The organism is Mycobacterium sp. MUNTM1 (assembly GCF_054660795.1).
On sequence record NZ_BAAGDE010000084.1, the window covers coordinates 1 to 17,350 of the forward strand.

General features: G+C 70.2%; 14 protein-coding genes. 6 read left to right on the top strand and 8 right to left on the bottom strand.

Going from position 1 to position 17,350, the window contains the following annotated elements; all coding sequences use genetic code 11:
• The 3 genes from ACYQ8K_RS28215 to ACYQ8K_RS28225 all read right to left on the bottom strand — a co-directional run.
• The coding region (locus ACYQ8K_RS28215; protein WP_459974383.1) for a beta-ketoacyl synthase N-terminal-like domain-containing protein at positions 1-690 on the bottom strand (690 nt) is incomplete at its 3' end.
• 156 nt (positions 691-846) lie between these two features.
• Positions 847-1,299, bottom strand: a complete 453-nt coding sequence (locus ACYQ8K_RS28220) for a hypothetical protein (RefSeq protein ID WP_459974385.1) — start codon at positions 1,297-1,299, stop codon at positions 847-849.
• Positions 1,296-2,330, bottom strand: coding sequence for a nucleoside hydrolase (locus ACYQ8K_RS28225; protein WP_459974387.1), 1,035 nt, complete (start codon positions 2,328-2,330; stop codon positions 1,296-1,298). The genes ACYQ8K_RS28220 and ACYQ8K_RS28225 overlap by 4 nt, the downstream gene beginning before the upstream one ends.
• Positions 2,331-2,369: 39 nt before the next feature.
• On the opposite strand from ACYQ8K_RS28225, the gene cmaA1 reads away from it, so the two are divergent.
• Complete coding sequence (cmaA1, locus tag ACYQ8K_RS28230) at positions 2,370-3,257, top strand: cyclopropane mycolic acid synthase CmaA1 (protein WP_459974389.1); 888 nt, start codon at positions 2,370-2,372, stop codon at positions 3,255-3,257.
• Here cmaA1 and ACYQ8K_RS28235 read toward each other — a convergent pair whose 3' ends face one another.
• Both ACYQ8K_RS28235 and ACYQ8K_RS28240 read right to left on the bottom strand, forming a co-directional pair.
• On the bottom strand, positions 3,258-5,264 hold the full coding sequence (locus tag ACYQ8K_RS28235; protein WP_459974391.1) for an SDR family oxidoreductase: 2,007 nt from the start codon (positions 5,262-5,264) through the stop codon (positions 3,258-3,260). It lies immediately after the preceding gene.
• A 57-nt stretch (positions 5,265-5,321) separates the two neighbouring features.
• Positions 5,322-6,035, bottom strand: coding sequence for a histidine phosphatase family protein (locus ACYQ8K_RS28240; RefSeq protein ID WP_459974393.1), 714 nt, complete (start codon positions 6,033-6,035; stop codon positions 5,322-5,324).
• 140 nt (positions 6,036-6,175) lie between these two features.
• Between ACYQ8K_RS28240 and ACYQ8K_RS28245 the strand changes: the two genes are divergently transcribed.
• The gene (locus tag ACYQ8K_RS28245) at positions 6,176-7,042 is read left to right on the top strand and encodes a MaoC/PaaZ C-terminal domain-containing protein (RefSeq protein ID WP_459974395.1); all 867 of its coding nucleotides are present in this window, start codon (positions 6,176-6,178) and stop codon (positions 7,040-7,042) included.
• 65 nt (positions 7,043-7,107) lie between these two features.
• Here the strand turns inward: ACYQ8K_RS28245 and otsB are convergent, their stop codons facing one another.
• Together otsB and ACYQ8K_RS28255 are read right to left on the bottom strand one after the other, a co-directional pair.
• Entirely contained in the window at positions 7,108-8,271 is a 1,164-nt protein-coding gene (otsB, locus tag ACYQ8K_RS28250) for a trehalose-phosphatase (RefSeq protein WP_459974397.1), read from the bottom strand.
• Between the two features lie 40 nt (positions 8,272-8,311).
• Positions 8,312-9,640: a wax ester/triacylglycerol synthase domain-containing protein gene (locus tag ACYQ8K_RS28255; protein WP_459974400.1), complete on the bottom strand. Its 1,329-nt coding sequence runs from the start codon at positions 9,638-9,640 to the stop codon at positions 8,312-8,314.
• 170 nt (positions 9,641-9,810) lie between these two features.
• Here ACYQ8K_RS28255 and ACYQ8K_RS28260 point away from each other — a divergent pair, with 170 nt between their 5' ends.
• A complete protein-coding gene (locus ACYQ8K_RS28260) occupies positions 9,811-13,104 on the top strand; it encodes an error-prone DNA polymerase (protein ID WP_459974402.1) in 3,294 nt (1,097 codons plus the stop codon).
• A gap of 17 nt (positions 13,105-13,121) precedes the next feature.
• Complete coding sequence (locus ACYQ8K_RS28265; RefSeq protein ID WP_459974403.1) at positions 13,122-13,769, top strand: nitroreductase family protein; 648 nt, start codon at positions 13,122-13,124, stop codon at positions 13,767-13,769.
• Between the two features lie 9 nt (positions 13,770-13,778).
• Here the strand turns inward: ACYQ8K_RS28265 and ACYQ8K_RS28270 are convergent, their stop codons facing one another.
• Positions 13,779-14,243, bottom strand: a complete 465-nt coding sequence (locus ACYQ8K_RS28270; RefSeq protein ID WP_459974405.1) for a tRNA (cytidine(34)-2'-O)-methyltransferase — start codon at positions 14,241-14,243, stop codon at positions 13,779-13,781.
• Positions 14,244-14,261: 18 nt separating this feature from the next.
• Between ACYQ8K_RS28270 and ACYQ8K_RS28275 the strand changes: the two genes are divergently transcribed.
• Together ACYQ8K_RS28275 and ACYQ8K_RS28280 are read left to right on the top strand one after the other, a co-directional pair.
• On the top strand, positions 14,262-14,867 hold the full coding sequence (locus tag ACYQ8K_RS28275; protein ID WP_459974407.1) for a class I SAM-dependent methyltransferase: 606 nt from the start codon (positions 14,262-14,264) through the stop codon (positions 14,865-14,867).
• A 254-nt stretch (positions 14,868-15,121) separates the two neighbouring features.
• Positions 15,122-17,350 (top strand): sensor histidine kinase (locus tag ACYQ8K_RS28280; RefSeq protein WP_459974409.1); only part of this gene is annotated, 2,229 nt, incomplete at its 3' end.

A 17,350-nucleotide genomic window follows, 5' to 3' on the forward strand; every position in this document is an offset into this window, starting at 1 on the left:
GAACGGGCGGCACGCGCCGACCGGGTCGTCGTTTTTGGTCGACATCACGATGCGCATCTGGGCGAACGCCGCGATCGCGACCGCCTCGATCCTGACCTCGACGCCGCCGCAGATGGCGATGTCGGCCTCGCCGAACACGATGTTGCGCCAGGCCTGCGCCACCCCCTCAGAACCCGACGCACACGCCGACACCGGGGTGATCACGCCGGCCTTGGCGCGCCGCTCCAGGGCCACCGCGACGGCCGCGCCGTCGGGCATGTACTTGGAGACGGCCAGCGGTGAGACCCCCGCGATGCCGCGGGCGCGCAGATCGTCATAACTGAACACGATCTGCTCGGCCGACCCCAGGCCGGTGCCGATGGACACCATCAGGCGGTTGGGATCGACCTCGGGGGAGCCGGCGTTCTCCCAGACCCGCCGGCTCAACACGGCGGACATCCGCTGCAGGTAGCCCATCCGGTGGCGTTCGGCGCGCGTCAGCCCGCCGTCGAAGTCCTCGAGCAGATGCCCGCCGATGCGTACCGGCAGGTCGAACTCCTCAACGAACGAATCCTCGAGCTTGCGGATACCACTTTGCTTGTCCAACAACAGCTTCCAGGTGGTTTCGGCATCAGTTGCCAGTGCGGTCGTCATGGCGACGCCGGTGACGACCACATTCGGCAACGTTTTCCCGGTAACCAACTCGGTCATGACTCGCGAAACCCTTTCATCTGGTCAGGGCCGTCAACGCGTGCCGCCGAGCCCCACTCCCCACCAGATCATGAAAACACAATGTGTCATTGTCCCCAACGCCAAAAGCGGTGGACGCCCGTCTTTCGCTGTGCGGATACCGCCCGCTCGCTGGGGTTATCCGGCGCGCACCGCCGCCGCGCGGCCCATCAGCCCGCGCCCGCCGGGCAGGGCGCCCACCACGGTGCGGGCCAGCCGGTCGCGGCCGCGCACACCATCGGTCCTGGCCTTTCCGGCGCGTAGGTGGCGCCAGCCCAGCCCGGCCCACGACGCCGCGACGACGGCGTCGGTCACCCCACCGCGAGCGCGGTGCCGGTCGACTACGGCCAGGCCGAGCGCGGTCGCCGAGTGCACGCTGTCGACCCAGACCCCCGCCGCGAGCACCTCCGGTCCGGGGTTGACCCCCGACAGCAACGCCTGGGTCAGGTGGCGTGCGCCCAGGATCCGGGTGACGACGAGCGCCTTGCGGTCGACCCGCACCCCGTGGATGTGGTCGAGCACCTCGTTGGGGGCGGCCAGCAGCAGCACGCCCCATGCCGCCCGGATCAGCTCGATCGCACGAATCTTCATCCGTCACCCCCTATTTGACGGGCAAACGGCCCCACCCGTTCGATGAACCGATCGAAGAATGCCGCCGCGTCGACGTCAATCCCGATGAGCGCGTTGGGTTCTCGACGGTCCGTCCAGTCGGTCACCGTCATGGCCCGGGTCAGGGTTCCGGTCAGCTCGATGTCCACCGTCGCCGGACGCGTCGTGACCAGCTCGGGGTCCAGCGCGACGGCGGCGGCCAGCGGATCGTGCAGGTGTGCCTGATACCCATGGCCGAGTTCGTGATAGGCCTCCAGGTAGAACCGCATCGCGTCCTCGATCACCCGAATCAGCGGATTGGACGCCGTCGACCGGGTCCCGGCCGGGTCGTGCTCGCTCAGCCGCGTCGTCGTCGACCCCGCGGCCGCCGCCAGCCGCGCCAGATGATCCGGCGTCATCGCCACCTTGCGGGTCAGGTCCAGGCCGCACAGGAGCGGGAGCCGCTGTCGCCCAACGTTTTCCGGGCACCATGCCGCCAACACCTCGGCCGCCGCCTCGGGGTCGACGCTGATGTTCCACTCCGCCACCGCGGTGGTGTTGCCCCGGTGGTCGTAGGACCCGCCCATGATCACCAGCCGTTTCAGCAGCGCCGGCAGTTCGGGCTCGGCGCGCAGCGCCAGCGCCAGGTTGGTCAGCGGGCCGGTCGCCACGCCGATCAGCTCACCGGGGCGGGCCCGCGCCGCGCGCACCCAGGCGTCGGCCGAGTCGTAGTCGGTGAGCCGGTGCGAGCTCGGCGGCAGGTCGGCGTAGCCCAATCCCCTGGGGCCGTGGACTTTTGACGGCAGCCGCATCGGCCCGGTCAGCGTTTCCGCCGAACCCTTGGAGACCGGTACGCCGGTGCGCTCGCACAGCGCCAGCAGGCCCAGATTGTTTTCGCAAACCTGCTCAACCCCAACGTTTCCCCCGGTCGAGGCGATGCCGATCACGTCGGCGTCCGGGCTGGCGAACAGGTACATCAGCGCCAGTGCATCATCCACGCCGGTATCGACGTCGACGAAGACGGGGGAGTTCATCGGTTCCAAGATACTCAATCCGGCGACTAGGCTGACACGATGCCAACCACGTCGGAGCCCCCCGAGGGGACTGATTTAACGCCGCACTTCGACGATGTGCAGGCCCACTACGACCTGTCTGATGAGTTCTTCCGGCTATTCCTCGACCCGACCCAGACCTACAGCTGCGCCTACTTCGAGCGCGAGGATATGACGCTGGAAGAGGCGCAGATCGCCAAGATCGACCTCGCGCTCGGCAAACTCGGGCTGCAGCCGGGCATGACATTGCTCGACGTGGGCTGCGGCTGGGGCGCCACCATGATGCGTGCCCAGGAAAAATACGACGTCAACGTCGTCGGCCTCACCCTGAGCCGCAACCAGGCCGAGCACGTCGAGCAGCTGATCGCGCAGTCGCCGAGCCCTCGCTCGGCCCGGGTCCTGCTGGAGGGCTGGGAGAAGTTCGACGAGCCCGTCGACCGGATCGTCAGCATCGGCGCCTTCGAGCACTTCGGCCACGAGCGCTACGACGCGTTTTTCACGCTGGCGCACGACCTGCTGCCCGCCGACGGGGTCATGCTGCTGCACACCATCACCGGGCTACATCCCAACGAGATGGTCGAACGCGGCATGCCGATCTCGTTCACGTTCGCCCGGTTCATCAAATTCATTGTCACCGAGATCTTTCCGGGCGGGCGGCTGCCGTCGATACCGATGGTCCAGGAGCGCGCCACCGCCAACGGTTTCACGGTCACCCGGGTGCAGTCGCTGCAGCCGCACTACGCCAGGACGCTCGACATCTGGGCCGCGGGGCTGCAAGCCCACAAGGACGAGGCCATCGCGGTGCAGTCCGAGGAAGTCTACGAGCGGTACATGAAATACCTGACCGGCTGCGCCGACGCATTCCGGATCGGATACATCGACGTCAACCAGTTCACGCTGCAGAAGTGACTACCAGTGCACGCCGGGCACCAGGCGGACCAGCCGCTTGACCGGGCGGGGTGTCCGGATGCCCCGGGTGACGGCGCGCACCGGCCGGCTGGGCTTGCGGCGCGCGGTTCGCGGGGCCGCAGCGGGTTCGGCGGTTTGCCCGCGCGCCGCGGCCGAATCCGGATAGCCGAGATACAGCTGATGCAGCACGCGCCGCGACGTCCGCGGGGCGAAGTAGTTGCCGGCCTCGGCGAGCGTGCCCAGCGGGGTGTCGATGCGGGCGGGCTTCTCCACCAACCCGCGCACCACCATCGCGGCCGCGCGCTCGGGGCTGATCGCCGGCACCGGGTTGAGTCGATGTGAGGGCACGATCATCGGGGTGCGCACCAGCGGCATGTGGATGTTGGTGAAGGTGATGTGGTCGGACAGCACCTCGGACCCCACCACGTCGGAGAACGCGTCCAGCGCGGCCTTGCTCGGCAGGTACGAGCTGTACTTGGGGTTGCGTGCCTGCACGCCGGCGCTCGACACGTTGACGATGTGGCCGAACCGGCGCTCGCGCCAGTGCGGCAGCAGCGCCAGCACCATCCGCACCGCGCCGAAGTAGTTGACCGCCATCACCCGTTCGTAATCGTGCAGCCGGTCGCATGAGTTGACCACCGAGCGGCGGATCGATCGGCCGGCGTTGTTCACCAGGTAGTCGACGTGGTCGAAGCGACCCAGGATGTCCTTGACTGTGTGCTCCACCGACGCGGAGTCGGTGACATCGCAGGTAAAGGCATGGGCGACACCGCCATTGGCGCGGATCTCCTCGACCAGCGCATCGAGCGCCTCGCCGTTGCGGGCCAGCGCGAACACGGTGGCGCCCCGCTCGGCGATCGCGATGGCCGCGGCCCGGCCGATGCCGCTGGACGCGCCGGTGATGATGACGTGGCGGCCCTGCAACGGCCCCTGCGGATCGTCGCGGCGCGCGCGGTCGGGATCGAGGTGCTCCGCCCAGTACCGCCACAGCTTGGGCGCGTAATCGGCGAAATCGGGAACGCTGATCCCGCTGCCCTGCAAGGCATTTCGTGTCTTGTCGCTGACAAAGGTGGGCGCCAGGTCGACGACGTCGAGCACCTCGGCGGGAATGCCCAGCTGCGTGGCCGCCATGTTGCGCACCACCCTGGCGCGCCCCCGCACCTTGAGCACCGGGGCGGCCACCGAGCGCGGCAGCGACCCGCGCAGCGGCGGCAGCCCGGCCGCCTTGGCCACGCCGCGGTAGATGCCGCGCAGGCCGATGGTCTTCTCCGCGGTCAGGTGGAACGTCTGCCCGTCGCGGCCATCAGCGTGCATGAGCGCGACCAGGGCGTCCACCACGTAGTCGACCGGGACGATGTTGGTGCGCCCGGTGTCCGGCAGCAGCATCGGGGTCAGCGATGGCAGCACCGCCAGCTTGGCCAGCACGCCGAAGAAGTAGTACGGCCCGTCCACCTTGTCCATCTCGCCGGTGCGCGAATCGCCCACCACCACCGCAGGGCGGTAGATGCGATGCCGCAGCCCGGGCGCCGAGCGCACCAGCAGCTCGGCCTCGAACTTGGTCTGGTGATAGGGCGTCGGCAGCTGCTGGCCGACGTCGAAATCGTCCTCGGTGTATTCGCCGGCGAAATCTCCCGCAACGGCGATCGACGACACGTGGTGCAACGTCGCGTCCAGCCGCTGCGCCAGCGCGATCACCGCGCGGGTGCCCTCGACGTTGCTGGCCCGCTGCTCGGGCTCCCCGGCGGTGATGTCGTAGATCGCCGCGCAGTGCACCACGTGATCGACCTCGCCCAGCTCGGCGAGGGCCTCGTCGCTCAGCTCCAGCTCCGGCAGCGCGCCGACCAGCGGTTTCACCCGGTCGCCCCAGCGTTCCGCGAGTCGCTCGAAGCGGCCCAGCGACTGCCGTCGCACCAGCACCCAGACCTGCGCGTCGGGGCGCGATTCCACAAGACGAGACACGACACGGCGACCGATAAACCCGGTACCGCCGGTAACGACATACCGCATGAAGACATCGTGGCGGTGGCAGCCGCGCACGTCAACTGCCGGTCTTACCCGGGGAGGTCAGTTGTGGAAGTCGCGGATCCCGTCCCAGTCGACCAGCGTCCAGCCGGTCATCGGGTTACCGCTGATCACCACGCGACCCGTGTTCGGAATCGGGTGGCTGTCCATCAGGCTGTCCTTGGCGTTCTGCGCGTTCATCAGTGTCCACACCATGATCGAGTTCCGGTGCGAGAACACCACCGGATTGCGATGGCCGCTGTTGTAGATCTTGTTGATGGCCGCGGTGAACTGGTCGTTGAACTCCTTGCCGCTGACCGAGCCCGGGATGCTGTCGGACACGTCGCCGTTGATCCAGTTCACCGGCGCCAGCATGTACGTCGACTTCGCCATCGACTCGGGTTTGCCGTTGTACCAGCCGGCGTTGATCTCCTGGATGCCGGGCAGGACCTCCACCTGCTTGCCGAGTTCGGCGGCCAGTGGGGCGGCGGTTTGCTGGGCCCGGGTCATGGTGGAGGCGTAGACGCTGTCGTAGTCCTTGCGGCCGAGTTGGTGCGCGACCTGCTCGGCCTGCCCCTTGCCCTCCGGCGTCAGGCCCGGACCTGGTACCTCGGTGTCGATGGTGCCGCTGGCGTTGGCCTCGGACTGGGCGTGGCGGATGAACGTCACCGTGATGGACCGCGCCTGCGGTGAGCCGCCGCAGCCGGCGACGATCATCGTTGCGGTGAGCGCGGCGAGCGCCATCGTGGCTTTGCGGATCGTGCTGCGCTTGGGCATGTCGATTAGCCTGCCTTGCCGACGGCTCCGGTGGGAAGGGTTTGCGACGGTTTGTTACCGCGCGACCTCACCGGAGACCGCCGTTTCGCCGGATGCCAGAGTGGACCTCAGGATCACTACTCAACGATCGGGAGACTTCCATGGCGATTGATCCGAGTGCCGTCGGCGCGGTGACCGAACCCATGCAGTTCGAATGGACCGACCGGGACACGCTGCTCTACGCGCTCGGTGTCGGCGCCGGGATCGACGACCTGCCGTTCACCACCGAGAACAGCCACGACATCGACCAGCAGGTACTGCCCACGTACGCGGTGATCTGCTGCCCGGCGTTTGGCGCTGCCGGCCTGGTCGGAAAGTTCAACTGGGCCATGCTGTTACACGGATCGCAGAGCATCCGGCTGCACGCACCGCTGCCGCCCGCGGGCAAGCTCTCGGTGGTGTCCGAGGTCGCCGACATCCAGGACAAGGGCGAGGGCAAGAACGCGATCCTGGTATTGCGCGGCCGGGGCACCGAGCCGGACTCCGGGCAGCTGATCGCCGAGACGCTCACCACCCTGGTCATCCGCGGCGAGGGCGGCTTCGGCGGCATGCCGGGCCAGCGGCCCGTCGCACCGGAGTTTCCGGACCGCGAGCCCGACGCCCGTATTCCGCTGCCCACCCGCGAGGACCAGGCGCTGATCTACCGGCTCTCCGGCGACCGCAACCCGCTGCACAGCGACCCGTGGTTCGCCAGGGAGCTGGCCGGCTTCCCCAAGCCGATCCTGCACGGGTTGTGCACCTACGGGGTGTCGGGTCGCGCGCTGGTGTCCGAGCTGGGCCAGGGTGTGGCGGCCAACATCACCTCGATCGCCTCGCGGTTCACCTCGCCGGTGTTCCCCGGCGAGACGCTGACCACGCTGATCTGGCGCACCGAGCCCGGCAAGGCGGTGTTTCGCACCGAGGCGTCGAGTCCCGACGGGGCCGACGCCCGGGTGGTGCTCGACGACGGCGCGGTGGAATACGCCTAGGTCTGATGGCGGCGGCCCGCAGCGCCCGGCTTCGCCGCGCGTGCGACCGACGCTGACCCTGAGGGCTAGCGCTGAAGGCGCGCCAGCTGGTCCGCCAGCAGGCCGGTGAACTCGCCGGCGCGGGCCGGGTTGTCCAGCGCGAAGAGCGCGGCGGTGGCGCGGTCGCCGTCGTCGCCGTGTCGCACCAGGATCGGCACGCCCTGGACAGGCCCGTCGCGCACCGCGTCGAACGCGTCCTCGTCGGTGATGTCGTCGCCGAGATAGACCGGCGTCAGCGGACCCGACCCGGCCGCGTGCAGGTGCTCGATCACCCAGCGCAGCGTTTTCCCCTTGTCCCAGTCCAGGTCCGGGCGCAGCTCGATGACCTCGCGGCCGGTGGTGACCCGCAGCTCGTCGCGGCGGCCGGCGTCGCGCACCGCGGCCAGCACCTCGCCGACGCGGTCGCGCTCGGCGTTGCGGTAGTGCACGGCCACCCCGAATCGCTTGTGCTCCACCACAACACCGGGGATCGCGCCGAGCCGGTCGCGGAGCTGGCCGGCCGCCTGCTCGAGCACCGGGATGGCGGCGGCCGCGTCGTCGTTCTGGTGATGGGTGCCATCGGGCGCGGTCAGCTCGAAACCATGACTGCCTGCGTACCAGATGCCTTGCACCCCAACACGTTTCGTCACATCGGCGAGATCGCGGCCGGACAGCACCGCGACCGGGCAGCGCGCGGCCAGCCGGTCCAGCGCCTCGGTGGCCCCGGCGACGGGTTGCGCCGAGTCCGGGTCGTCGACGATGTCCGAGAGGGTGCCGTCGAAGTCGAAGAACACCGCCGGACGCCGATCCGCGAGCCCATCGGCCAAGGCCTGCAACGCATCGGGCAGCTGCGACATCCGGCGGTCACCGGTCCGCACGGTGACGTCGCGCAGGTCCGCGACCACCGCGTCGGCCCCCGCCGCGCGCACCCTGTCGTCGTCCCCGGCCGGGTCGACGGCGATCACCAACGCGAACCCGGCGGCGCGCGCGGCCTCGACGCCCGCGGCGTGCCCGGCGACCACGACGCAGCGGCCCGGCCGCACCCGCAGCCGGTCGGCCGCCCGCACCGGGCCGTCCGCCGAGACGGCGGCGACGCCGACCCCGGTCTCGCGAAGTCGGGCGGCCAGCGTGGAGCCCAGCGCACCGTCGTCGTCGAACAGCACCGCGTCATGGCGGCGCGGATCGATGGTGACCGGCCCCGATTTGCCCATGACCAACCTTCTCACGGTGGTCGGCCGCGGGCGGAGCGGGTCAGCGGCGCGCGTGCCCCGGCGCCGACGGATGCGTCGGCGGCACCGGGCGCAGCACCGGGCGTGCGGGACGCCTGCGGTTGAACAGCAGCACCGAGTCGTCGCCCAGGGCCACCAGCCGCGCCATGCCCAGCTCGATGCCGGCGGCCAGCTGCTTGACGTCGAACGCGTCGCCGTGTTCGGCGGTGATGCCGAAGACCAGTTCATCGCCGTAGCTCAGCACGGCGACGCCGGTGTGCAGCGCCGCGGCCGTCGGGGGGATCGGCAGCAGCCGTTCCAGCGTCTGGCCCATCACCCGCAGCCGCCGTCGGGGCCCGGGCACGTTGGTGGCCAGGGTGACGATGGCGCGCTGCGGAAGGCGGGAGAGCAGCCCTAAGACGTTGCTGCGCAACACCGTCGGCAGCAAGCCGATCGCCGACGCCACGATGCCGGGCGGCTGGACGGTCAGCTTGGCCTTCCAGCGGCTGTGCACCGTCTGCAACCGCCGCACCGGGTCGTCGTGTTCGACGGGCAGGTGCGAGAGCATCGCCGAGCGGACCGGCATCGGGACCAGGGTGCGCAGCGAGTCCGCCCGCGGCTCCTCGCCTCGGCCGAGCAGCACCGTGCGGAATCCCTCGGTGATGGCGGCGAGCGCGACGTCGTTGGCGCTGACGCCGAACTTGCGGCAGACGCTGTCGACGTCGGCGATCGGGACCCGCACCGTGCTGTAGCGCCGCGAGGCGGTGACCGCATCGGTGTGCACGGTCGGCCACATCGCGCCGACCAGGGCGCCGGCGGCCGCCGAAGCCCGCCACAGCGCGTCGACCCAGCCAGGCTTGCCCGGGGCCGGTGGCGAAACCGGTTTGGCCGCAGCGCCGTTGGCGAAGGTGTCCGCGTCGGCGTCGTCGCAGAGCCTGCTGATCAGGCGCGCGGCCGAGTTGCCGTCGAGCAGGCCGTGATGGGTCTTCATCAGGATCGCCCACCGGTTGCCCTTCAGGCCCTCGATGACCCAGCACTCCCAAAGGGGGCGGTCCGGGTCGAGGGGCCGTTCCAGGGCGTAGGCGATGGCCCGGGACAGCTCGGCCTCGTCGCCGGGACGGGGGATGGCCACCCGGCGCACGTGGTAGTCCAGGTCGAAGTCCGGGCAGTCAATCCACTCCTGGTTCAGCGGATGCGCCCGGAGCAGCTGCGTGCATCGCGTGATCGGCTGGATACGTTCGGCCAGAAGACTTTTGAGACATTCATAGTCGGGTATGGTGCCGTCGACGATGGCGACCGCGCCGATCGCCAGGCTCGCGTGCTGATCCGGATCATGGGCTTGAAGGAATGCCGTGTCCAGTGTCTGTGCCATGCCGGCCCCCGCCGTACTCCGTTTTTTTGAACTTGTACCAGTATCTGCGGAGCTCACGATCCGCGATAGTGCCGCAGCGTTAAGACCTTGTTTAAGAGTTGAAGATCGGTTTAACAACGGTTGTACTGAGCCGCGGTTAAATCGAACATCCGTTCGATATACTCGCGTCCGTGGGCTGGTTCAACGGGCCGCCGAGCTGGGCGGAGATGAAGCGGGTGCTCGACAGCAAGCCGCGCCATGCCGGCGCGCCGGTGGACCCCCCGGAGGATGCCCCCTTGTCGCGCAGGCGCGCGACGTACCGGCCGCCGGATGACGGCCGGGCGTCCCGCTCGTCCGTCGCCTATGCCGAGCTGCACGCGCATTCGGCGTTCAGCTTCCTGGACGGGGCGAGCACGCCCGAGGAGCTGGTCGAGGAGGCGGCCCGGCTGGACCTGCGCGCCCTGGCGCTCACCGACCACGACGGCCTGTACGGGGCGGTGCGGTTCGCCGAGGCGGCGGCCGAGCTCGACATGCGCACCGTGTTCGGCGCCGAGCTGTCGCTGGGCCCGGGTGCCCGCACCGAGCAGCCGGATCCGCCCGGCCCGCACCTGCTGGTGCTGGCCCGCGGCGCGGAGGGGTACCGGCGGCTGTCGCGGCAACTGGCCGCGGCGCATCTGGCCGGCGGCGAGAAGGGCAAGCCCCGCTACGACGTCGACGCGCTGACCGAGGCCGCCGGCGGCCACTGGCACATCCTGACGGGCTGTCGCAAAGGGCATGTCCGCCAAGCGCTTTCCGACGGCGGTCCAGCGGCCGCGGAGCGGGCGCTGGCCGATCTGGTGGACCGGTTCGGGGCGCATCGGGTCAGCGTCGAGCTGACCCATCACGGTCAGCCGCTCGACGACGAACGCAACGTGGCGCTGGCCGCGCTGGCCCCCCGCTTCGGCGTCGGCGTCGTCGCCACCACCGGCGCGCATTTCGCGGGCCCGTCGCGGCGCCGGCTGGCCATGGCGATGGGCGCCATCCGGGCGCGGCAGTCGCTGGATTCGGCCGCCGGGTGGCTGGCGCCGCTGGGCGGTTCGCACCTGCGCTCGGGTGAGGAGATGGCCCGGCTGTTCGGGCATGTGCCCTTTGGGGGCCCTAATGTGGTGACCGCGGCCGCCGAGCTGGGCGAGCAGTGCGCGTTCGGGCTTGCGCTCATCGCGCCACAGCTGCCACCGTTCGACGTGCCCGCCGGGCACACCGAGGACAGCTGGCTGCGCCAGTTGACCATGGCCGGAGCCCGCGAGCGCTACGGGTCGGCCGAGCACGCGCCGCGCGCGTATGCCCAGATCGAGCACGAGCTGAAAGTCATTGCCCACCTGACGTTTCCGGGCTACTTCCTGGTGGTGCACGACATCGCCCGGTTCTGCCGGGACAACAACATCCTGTGCCAGGGCCGGGGATCGGCCGCCAACTCCGCGGTCTGCTACGCCCTGGGCGTCACCGCCGTCGACCCGGTGGCCAACGAGTTGCTGTTCGAGCGTTTTCTGTCGCCGGCCCGCGACGGGCCGCCCGACATCGACATGGACATCGAGTCCGATCAGCGGGAAAAGGTCATCCAGTACGTCTACGACAAATACGGCCGCGACTACGCCGCCCAGGTCGCCAACGTCATCACCTACCGGGGAAAGATCGCGGTGCGCGACATGGCCCGCGCGCTGGGCTTCTCGCAGGGCCAACAGGACGCGTGGAGTAAGCAGATCAGCCACTGGAACGGCCTTGCTGACTCGCCCGATGTCGAGGGCATCCCCGAACCGGTGGTCGACCTGGCCAACCAGATCCGGAACCTGCCGCGGCACATGGGTATTCATTCCGGCGGCATGGTGATCTGCGACCGCCCGATCGCCGATGTGTGCCCGGTTGAGTGGGCGCGCATGGAGAACCGCAGCGTACTGCAGTGGGACAAAGACGACTGCGCGGCAATCGGATTGGTGAAGTTCGACCTGCTGGGGCTGGGGATGCTCTCGGCGCTGCACTACGCCATCGACCTGGTGGCCGAGCACAAGGGGGTCAAGGTGGACCTGGCCCGCCTCGACCTCTCCGAGCCCGCGGTGTACGAGATGCTGGCCCGCGCCGATTCGGTCGGTGTGTTCCAGGTGGAGTCGCGCGCGCAGATGGCCACCCTGCCGCGGCTGAAGCCGCGGGTGTTCTACGACCTGGTGGTGGAGGTCGCGCTGATCCGTCCCGGCCCCATCCAGGGCGGGTCGGTGCACCCCTACATCCGGCGGCGCAACGGGCTGGACCCGGTGGTCTATGACCACCCGTCAATGGAACCGGCGCTGCGAAAGACGTTGGGGGTGCCGCTCTTTCAGGAGCAGCTGATGCAGCTGGCGGTCGACTGCGCCGGATTCTCGGCCGCCGAGGCAGACCAGCTGCGCCGCGCCATGGGGTCCAAGCGCTCGACCGAACGCATGCGACGGCTGCGTGGCCGGTTCTACGAGGGCATGCGCACGCTGCACGGCGCCGACGACGACGTGATCGACCGCACCTACGAAAAGCTGGAAGCCTTCGCCAATTTCGGCTTCCCGGAAAGCCATGCGCTGAGCTTCGCGTCGCTGGTGTTCTACTCGTCGTGGTTCAAGCTGCACCATCCGGCGGCGTTCTGCGCGGCGCTGCTGCGCGCCCAGCCGATGGGGTTCTACTCGCCGCAGTCGCTGGTGGCCGATGCGCGCCGGCACGGCGTGACCGTGCACGGCCCGGACGTCAACGCCGGCCTGGCGCACGCCACGCTCGAGAACGCCGGCACCGAGGTCCGCCTCGGCCTGGGCGCGGTCCGCCACATCGGCGACGACCTGGCCGAACAACTCGTCGACGAGCGAAAAGCCAACGGCCCGTTCGCTTCCCTGCTGGACCTGACGACCCGGCTGCAGCTGTCGGTGCCGCAGACCGAGGCGCTGGCGACGGCTGGGGCGCTGGGCTGCTTCGACATGTCCCGGCGCGAGGCGTTGTGGGCGGCCGGGGCCGCGGCCACCCAGCGGCCGGGCCGGCTGCCCGGGGTGGGGTCGTCGTCGCACGTCCCGGCGCTGCCCGGGATGAGCGAACTGGAACTGGCCGCCGCCGACGTGTGGGCCACCGGCGTCTCCCCGGACAGTTACCCGACGCAGTTCCTGCGGGCCGACCTGGACGCCATGGGGGTGGTGCCCGCCGCGAACCTGGGCTCGGTGCCCGACGGTGACCGCGTGCTGATCGCGGGCGCGGTGACCCATCGGCAGCGGCCCGGCACCGCGCAGGGGGTCACGTTCATCAACCTCGAGGACGAAACCGGGATGGTCAACGTGCTCTGCGTGCCGGGGGTGTGGGCGCGGCATCGCAAGCTGGCGAACTCGGCCCCGGCACTGCTGGTGCGCGGGCAGGTGCAGAACGCCAGCGGCGCGATCACCGTCGTCGCCGAGCGGCTGGGCCGCATCACCCTGGCGGTCGGCTCGAAGTCCCGCGACTTCCGGTGATTCCGTAGTCTCCACACATGACCCTCAACCTGTCCGTCGACGAAGTGCTCACCACCACCCGCTCGGTCCGCAAGCGTCTCGACTTCGACAAGCCGGTGGGCCGCGACGTGCTGATGGAATGCCTCGAACTGGCGCTGCAGGCACCCACCGGCTCCAATGCGCAAGGCTGGCAATGGATTTTCGTCGAGGATGCCGAGAAGAAGAAGGCGATCGCCGACATCTACCTGGCCAACGCCCGCGGCTACCTGAGCCTGCCGTCGGCCGAGTACCCCGAGGGCGACACCCGCGGCGAGCGGATGCCCAAGGTCAAGGACTCCGCGATATACCTCGCCGAGCACATGCACGAGGCGCCGGTGCTGATGATTCCCTGCTTGGAGGGCCGGGTGGAGAAGGCGCCGCTGGGGCTCAGCGCGTCGTTCTGGGCGTCGCTGTTCCCGGCGGCGTGGAGCTTCTGCCTGGCGCTGCGCTCGCGCGGGCTGGGCACCTGCTGGACCACGCTGCACCTGATCAACGACGGCGACAAGCAGGCCGCCGAGGTGCTCGGCATCCCGCACGACCGGTACAGCCAGGGCGGGCTGTTCCCGATCGCCTACACCAAGGGCACCGATTTCCGCCCGGCCAAGCGGCTGCCCGCCGACCGGGTGACGCACTGGGACACCTGGTGAGCCGCTGAGTCAGACCGCCCCGGCGTAGCCGTGCTGGCGCCAGGCCTCGTAGACGGCGATCGCCGCGGCGTTGGACAGGTTCAGCGAGCGCCGGCCCGCCAGCATCGGGATGCGCACCTGCGCGGTGATGTGCGGGTCGGCCAGCGTGGCGGTGTCCAGCCCGCTGGGTTCGGGGCCGAACATCAGCACGTCGCCGCCGCGATAGTCCACGTCGGCGAACGAGGTGCGCGCGTGCGAGGTGAACGCGAACACCCGCTGCGCTGACAGCGCCGCCCAGGCGGCCGCCAGCGAGGCGTGCACCGTGACCGACGCGAGGTCGTGGTAGTCCAGCCCGGCCCGGCGCAGCTTGGGTTCGGACAGGTCGAACCCCATCGGCTCGACCAGATGCAATTCGCAGCCCGTCGCCGCCACCGTCCGGATGGCGTTGCCGGTGTTGGGCGGGATCCGCGGGGACACGAACATCAGCTTGAACACAACGCCGATAATGGTCGCATGGTCGAGCAGAGCTACTGGATGCAGAAGGTCGCTGCCGATCCGGGGCATTCGCAGTGGTACATCGAGCGTTTCCGCGCCATGGCCCGCGCCGGCGACGACCTGGCCGGCGAGGCCCGGTTCGTGGACGCCATGGCGCCGCGTGGGGCGCGGATTCTGGACGCCGGCTGCGGGCCCGGCCGGCTGGGCGGATATCTGGCCACGGTGGGTCACCGGGTGGTCGGCGTGGACGTCGACCCGGCGCTGATCGAGGCGGCCGAGCACGACTACCCCGGCCCGCGCTGGCTGGTCGGCGACCTGGCCGAGCTGGACCTGCCCGCGCGCGGCATCGCCGAACCGTTCGACGTCATCGTGTCCGCCGGCAACGTGATGGCGTTTCTGGCCCCGAGCACCCGGATCCAGGTGCTGAGCCGGTTGCGGGCCCACGTCGCCGACGACGGGCGGGCGGCGATCGGCTTCGGCGCCGGGCGCGACTACGAGTTCGACGAGTTTCTGGGCGACGCGGTCGACGCGGGCTTCGCGCCCGATCTGCTGCTGTCGACCTGGGACATGCGCCCGTTCACCGAGGACTCCGATTTCCTCGTCGCACTCCTCCGGCCCGCCTAGGCTTTTCGCGCTCGGTGGTGTTTGCCAGGGGTGACCGCGCGGGGGCGGCGCCACCTTGGAGGGACCTGTCTGCTCAGTAACGATTCTGGTGGCATACGGCGCGGGCTGTCATACTCGTCGGATTGCCACACACACGCACACGCCTGTCTGGCGCGGGGCGGGCGAAATAAAGCAGGAAGTTTCATGAGCCACTCGTTTCACTCAGCGCTCAGGGTCAGCGCCGCGGCCGGCCGTCCGGCCGCGATGACGTGACCATGTTCACCCGCCCGACCAACCCGGCCGAGGCGGATGTCGTAGAGCCCACACCGGCGCCCGGCGCCGATGCGACGCCGGCCAAACGCCCCCCGACCTGGTCGCTGAGCAACTGGCCGGTGCGCTGGAAGGTGCTGGCGATCGTGCTGGTCCCGCTTGTATTGGCGACGGTTTTCGGGGTGCTGCGCATCCACGGCGCCATGGCCAACTCGGCCAGCCTGCGGCTGGCCGCCACCCGCGCCGATGTGGTGCCGGTGATCACCAAGTACATGTCGGCGCTGGACGTCGCGCTGCTGGCCAGCTCCACCGGCCGCGACGTCGACGGGGCCAAGAAAAACTACGAGGCCCGCAAGGGCGAACTGCAGGCCAGGCTGGACGACACCGACCTCAGCCCCGACGTCCGCTCCGGGGTGAACAACCTGCTCGACGGCGGCCAGATGCTGGTGGCCAAGGCGGCCGACCCGAGCCTGGGTTTGCGGGAGCGGGTGACGCTCTACGCGCCGATCCTGCTGACGGCCGAAGACGTCATCAACGCCTCGGTGCGCGTCGACGACGAGAAGATCCGCGCGCAGGCGCAGGGCCTGAGCCGGGCGCTCGGCGCCCGCGGGCAGATGACGATGCAGAAGATCCTGGTCACCCGCGGGGCCGAGCTTCCCGAGCCGCAGCTGCGGACCTCGATGGCCACCCTGGCGGGCACCGAACCGTCGACGCTGTTCGGCATGAGCGAGGTGCTGGGCGCCGGATCGCCGGAGGCCAAGACACTGCAGCAGCAGATGGTGAGCCGGATGGCGATAATGTCCGACCCGGCCAGCGTGCTCGTCGACAACCCCGACCTGTTGCGTTCGATCCAGACCACCGACGACATCGCCGACCAGGTCATCAAGAACGCCACCGCGTCGGTGACCAAGTCGGTGCACGCCCAGGCCGCCGAGCGGCGCTCGGCCGCGATGCTGGACACCGCCCTGGTGCTCGGCGCGATCGTCATCGCGCTGGTGGTGGTGCTGCTGGTGGCGCGCGCGCTGGTGCGGCCACTGCGCATCCTGCGCGACGGCGCGCTCAAGGTCGCCCACACCGATCTCGTAGAAGAGATCGCTTCGGTGAAAGCCGGTGGGGCCGAACCGATTCCGAGCCCGCTGCCGGTGTACACCACCGAGGAGATCGGCCAGGTCGCCCACGCGGTGGACGAGCTGCACACCCAGGCGCTGCTGCTGGCCGGCGACGAGGCGCGGTTGCGGCTGCTGGTCAACGACATGTTCGAGACCATGTCGCGGCGCAGCCGCTCGCTGGTCGACCAGCAGCTGGCGCTCATCGACCGGCTGGAGCGCAACGAGGACAACCCCGAACGCCTGGACAGCCTGTTCCGGCTGGACCACCTGGCGGCCCGGCTGCGCCGCAACAGCGCGAACCTGCTGGTGCTGGCCGGTTCACAGCTCGCCCGCGACCAGCGCGACCCGGTGCCGCTGGAAACGGTGATCAATGCGGCCGTCTCCGAGGTTGAGGACTACCGCCGGGTCGAGGTCGCCGGGGTGCCGGATTGCGAGCTGATCGGGTCGGCCGCGGGCGGCGCCATTCATCTGTTCGCCGAGCTGGTCGACAACGCCCTGCGCTACTCGCCGCCGACGACGTTCGCCCGGATCTCCGCGTCACGCGGCGGCGACGGGGGAGTGGTGGTGCGGATCGCCGACGCCGGTCTGGGGATGAACGACACCGATCGGCGGATGGCCAACATGCGGCTGCAGGCCGGCGGCGACGTCACCCCCGACAACGCCCGGCACATGGGGCTCTTCGTGGTCGGCCGGATCGCGGCCCGGCACGGCATCCGGGTGGGGCTGCGCGGCCCCGCGGCCAACGAATCGGGCTCGGGTACCACCGCCGAGATCTACCTGCCGCCGACCGTGCTCGCCGGCCGGGCCGTCGCCGAGTCGGCGGCGCCCCGCCACATCCGCGCGGTCTCCTCGCCGAGCGCCAAGCTCGCCAGCGCGAACGCCGCTGCCGCCGAGGACGCCGGGCAGGGCGACGGCACGCTCGAGCCGGCGGCGCGCACCGGCCCGCGCGCGACCGGCCCGTCCGTCACGCTGCTGCCGCGCCGCAACCCGGGTTCCAGCGGCATCACCGAAGTTCCCGCCGTCCCCGGCCCGGCCGGCGAACAACAGCCGCGCCGCCAGCGCCGCGAGCTGGCGACGCCCTGGTGGGAGAACGCCCCCAGGCCGGCTCCCGCCCCCGAGCAAGCC

What these genes read in the sequence shown, in the direction of transcription:
- ACYQ8K_RS28235 (WP_459974391.1), bottom strand. Translation starts at nt 5,264, where the DNA reads ATGCGGTATGTCGTTACCGGCGGTACCGGGTTTATCGGTCGCCGTGTC.
- ACYQ8K_RS28255 (WP_459974400.1), bottom strand. Translation starts at nt 9,640, where the DNA reads ATGGCACAGACACTGGACACGGCATTCCTTCAAGCCCATGATCCGGAT.
- otsB (WP_459974397.1), bottom strand. Translation starts at nt 8,271, where the DNA reads ATGGGCAAATCGGGGCCGGTCACCATCGATCCGCGCCGCCATGACGCG.
- cmaA1 (WP_459974389.1), top strand. Translation starts at nt 2,370, where the DNA reads ATGCCAACCACGTCGGAGCCCCCCGAGGGGACTGATTTAACGCCGCAC.
- ACYQ8K_RS28245 (WP_459974395.1), top strand. Translation starts at nt 6,176, where the DNA reads ATGGCGATTGATCCGAGTGCCGTCGGCGCGGTGACCGAACCCATGCAG.
- ACYQ8K_RS28275 (WP_459974407.1), top strand. Translation starts at nt 14,262, where the DNA reads ATGGTCGAGCAGAGCTACTGGATGCAGAAGGTCGCTGCCGATCCGGGG.
- ACYQ8K_RS28240 (WP_459974393.1), bottom strand. Translation starts at nt 6,035, where the DNA reads ATGCCCAAGCGCAGCACGATCCGCAAAGCCACGATGGCGCTCGCCGCG.
- ACYQ8K_RS28220 (WP_459974385.1), bottom strand. Translation starts at nt 1,299, where the DNA reads ATGAAGATTCGTGCGATCGAGCTGATCCGGGCGGCATGGGGCGTGCTG.
- ACYQ8K_RS28265 (WP_459974403.1), top strand. Translation starts at nt 13,122, where the DNA reads ATGACCCTCAACCTGTCCGTCGACGAAGTGCTCACCACCACCCGCTCG.
- ACYQ8K_RS28225 (WP_459974387.1), bottom strand. Translation starts at nt 2,330, where the DNA reads ATGAACTCCCCCGTCTTCGTCGACGTCGATACCGGCGTGGATGATGCA.